This window comes from Cellulomonas olei, assembly GCF_039548315.1.
Classification (GTDB): domain Bacteria; phylum Actinomycetota; class Actinomycetes; order Actinomycetales; family Cellulomonadaceae; genus Cellulomonas.
In genome coordinates this window covers 1-3,192 of record NZ_JBCLVN010000099.1, presented here as the reverse complement: position 1 = coordinate 3,192, position 3,192 = coordinate 1, and the positions used below count along the sequence as shown (strand labels likewise).

5 protein-coding genes are annotated in these 3,192 nt (G+C 79.5%); all 5 read right to left on the bottom strand.

Annotated elements, in window-relative coordinates:
• Positions 1-211 (bottom strand): hypothetical protein (locus tag AAHH18_RS18170; RefSeq protein WP_343302587.1); only part of this gene is annotated, 211 nt, incomplete at its 3' end.
• On the bottom strand, positions 208-960 hold the full coding sequence (locus AAHH18_RS18165; protein WP_343302586.1) for a C40 family peptidase: 753 nt from the start codon (positions 958-960) through the stop codon (positions 208-210). The genes AAHH18_RS18170 and AAHH18_RS18165, both read right to left, overlap by 4 nt.
• Positions 957-1,394, bottom strand: coding sequence for a flagellar export protein FliJ (locus AAHH18_RS18160; protein WP_283321520.1), 438 nt, complete (start codon positions 1,392-1,394; stop codon positions 957-959). The genes AAHH18_RS18165 and AAHH18_RS18160 overlap by 4 nt, the downstream gene beginning before the upstream one ends.
• Positions 1,391-2,677, bottom strand: coding sequence for a FliI/YscN family ATPase (locus AAHH18_RS18155; protein ID WP_343302588.1), 1,287 nt, complete (start codon positions 2,675-2,677; stop codon positions 1,391-1,393). The genes AAHH18_RS18160 and AAHH18_RS18155 overlap by 4 nt, the downstream gene beginning before the upstream one ends.
• A 131-nt stretch (positions 2,678-2,808) precedes the next feature.
• Positions 2,809-3,192 (bottom strand): FliH/SctL family protein (locus tag AAHH18_RS18150; RefSeq protein ID WP_343302585.1); only part of this gene is annotated, 384 nt, incomplete at its 5' end.

Below are 3,192 nucleotides of genomic sequence, written 5' to 3'. Positions count from 1 at the left end.
GCCCGCGGTCGTCGGCGCGCGCGGCCGCGGCCCGGTCGGCGGCCCGGTCGGCCGTCCGGCCGGTGGCGCGCTCCTGCGGCGACTCCGCGATCGCGCCGGCGAGCACGGCGTCGAACCCGCTCGCGGCGGTCCGGGATCCGGAGCCCGCGCCCGTGCCGCCGGCGGTGGCGGTCGCGCGCGCGGGCAGGGCGGTCAGGGTGGTCGTGGTCACGAGGCAGCCCCCCACAGGGACGAGGTCAGGGACGAGGTCGAGCCGGAGCCCGCGAGCAGCGCGAGGGCGGTGCGCCCGGCGCTGGAGGAGGCGAGCGCGCCGGTGAGCGCGGTCGTGGTCGTGGTCGTGGTCGCCCCGGACTGCGGCAGGACCCGCCGGATGGTGGTCGGCTCGGCGTAGACGTCGCGCACGGTCACGCTGGCGCCGGGCTTCGGGGCGTCGATCATCTTCCCGTCGCCCACGTAGATGCCGATGTGCGAGCCGCCGGACAGCACGACGAGGTCGCCCGGGAGCGCCTGGCCGAGCGACGGGACCTCCGTGCCGAGGGTCGCCTGGTCCCGGGCGACGCGCGGGACGCCCGTGACGCCGAGGTCGGCGAGCGAGCGCAGCACCAGCCCGGAGCAGTCGAGGCCGCCCTCGTCGAGGGACTCCCCGCCCCACACGTACGGCACGCCGAGGTACTGGCGGGCGGCGGCGACGAGGTCCTCCCCCGTGGCCGCACCGGCGCCCCCGGCGCCGGCCACCACCGTGCCCGCGTCGGAGGCTCCGACGGCGGACCCGGTGCCGGTGAGCTCCGCGAGCGCCGCCGCGAACGTCGCGTCGCTCGCGGACGACGCCCCCGCGGCGGACGCGCCGGACGTCGTCCCCCCGACCGCGCCGACGCTGCCGAGCACCGGGGTGGCGACGGGCACGACGGACTGCTGGATCTGCGCGATGCGCGCCTGCACCGCGGCCACCGCGCCGGTCACCGGAGCTCCCCCGGCGACGGCGCGACGCTGCGGCGCCCCGCGACCTCGTCCAGGACGACCTGCTCGGCGCGCTGGTCCTCGACCCGCACCGTCTCGTCGTGCTTCTCCTGGAGCTTCTCGAGCGTGCGGGTGCGGGTGCGGGCCTGCGACCAGGCGGCGTCCGCGGCCTCGACGACGTCCTGCGCGGCGGTGGCCGCGACGCGCTGGTCGACCAGCAGCGCGGACAGCGCCATGCGGCTGGCGACGACCGCCTGCATGCCGAGCGCGTCCGTGCCGGACGGGAACCGGGCGTCCCCGAGCGCGGCCTGGGTGGCGTCGCGGCGGGCGGCGGCCGCGTCGCGGGTGCGGGTGGCGTCGCCGAGGCGGGCGGCGGCCTGCTCCTCGGCGAGCGTGCGCAGCCGCAGCAGCCCGGCCAGGCGGAAGGCGCGGCTCACGGCAGGTCCCCCATCGCGGCGACGAGGGCGGCGAGCCGGCCCCAGGAGTCGGCGGCGGGCGCGCGCTCGTCCATGCCCTGCCGCAGGAAGGCGTCGATGGCCGTGCCGTGCGTGACGGCGGCGTCGACCAGGGGGTTCGACCCCGTGACGTAGGCGCCCACGTCGAGCAGGTCCTGCGCCTGCCGCCGGGCCGCCATGACGCGGCGCAGCCGGGTGGCGAGGTCCTTCTGCTCGGGGCGCAGGACGCGCGACGCGACGCGGGAGATGGACCCGAGCGCGTCGACGGACGGGAAGTGGCCGGCCACGGCGAGCCTGCGGTCCAGCACCACGTGCCCGTCGAGGATCGAGCGCGCGGCGTCGGCGATCGGCTCGTTGTGGTCGTCGCCGTCCACCAGCACGGTGTAGAGGCCGGTGACGGAGCCGGTCGCGCCGGTGCCGGCGCGCTCGAGGAGCTGGGCGAGCAGCGCGAACGTGCTCGGCGGGTAGCCGCGCGTGGCGGGCGGCTCGCCGACGGACAGCCCGATCTCGCGCTGCGCCATCGCGACGCGGGTGAGCGAGTCCATCATCAGCACGACGTCGTCCCCGCGGTCGCGGAACCACTCGGCGATGCGGGTGGCGACGAACGCGGAGCGCAGCCGCACCAGCGGCGGCTCGTCGGAGGTCGCGACCACGACGACGGACCGCGCGAGGCCCTCGGGCCCCAGGTCGTCCTCGAGGAACTCCCGGACCTCGCGCCCGCGCTCCCCGACCAGGGCGATGACGGAGACCTGCGCGTCCGTGCCGCGCGCGATCATCGACAGCAGGCTCGACTTGCCGACGCCGGAGCCGGCGAAGAGGCCGAGGCGCTGGCCGCGGCCGGCGGTGACGAGCGTGTCGAGCACGCGGACCCCGAGGTCCAGCGGCCGCTCGACGCGGGCGCGCGCCAGCGGGTGCGGCGCCTGGCCGGTGACCTCGACGCGGCCGACGCCGGTGAGCGGGCCGAGGCCGTCGATGGGGCGCCCGAGGCCGTCGAGCACCCGCCCGAGCAGCCCGGGGCCGACCGGGGCCGTCAGCGCGGACCCGCGCGGGCGGACGCGCATCCCGGCGCGCAGGCCGTGCGTCGGCCCGAGCGGCATGGCGTGGGCCGAGCCCTGGCCGGTGGCGACCACCTCGGCGGGGACCAGGCCGTCGGCGGTCTCGATGGTGACGAGCTCGCCCACGGCGGCGCCCGTGCCGGCGACCTCGACCGTCAGGCCGACGACGCCGCGCACCTGGCCGACGCGCTCCGGGCGGGCGGCGGTCAGCGCCGCGGCCCACGCCGGCCCGCCGGGGTGCGTGCCGTCGCCGGCAGCCCCCGCGGCACCCGGTGCCCCGGCGCCCGTGCTCCCGGCGGCGCCGGTGCGCGGCGTCGGCAGCAGGCCCGTCGTCGTCGCGGTCACGCCGCACCACCCGCCTGCGCGGACGCGGCGAGCGCCGCCCGGGCGCGGTCCAGCGCCGCGCCGATGCGCGCGTCGAGGTAGCCGTCCGGCAGCTCGCCGACGGCGTCGCCGGGCTCGAGCGCCGGGTCGGCCACGAGCTCGACGCCCGTGAGGTCCGGCAGCCCGGCCAGCACGTCACCGGCCGGCACGTCGCCGGTCGCGGCCGGCGCCGCGAGCGCGGCCCGCACGGTCGCGAGGTCGCGCGGGTGCAGCCGGACGGTGTGCACCTCGCGGCGCGGGTCCTGCTCGCGCAGCCGGCGCAGCGCGGCGCGCGCCGCGGTGGGCGCGTCGGCGACCTCCTGCCCGAGCACGACGGCCGCGAGCTCGAGCGCCGCGGCGTG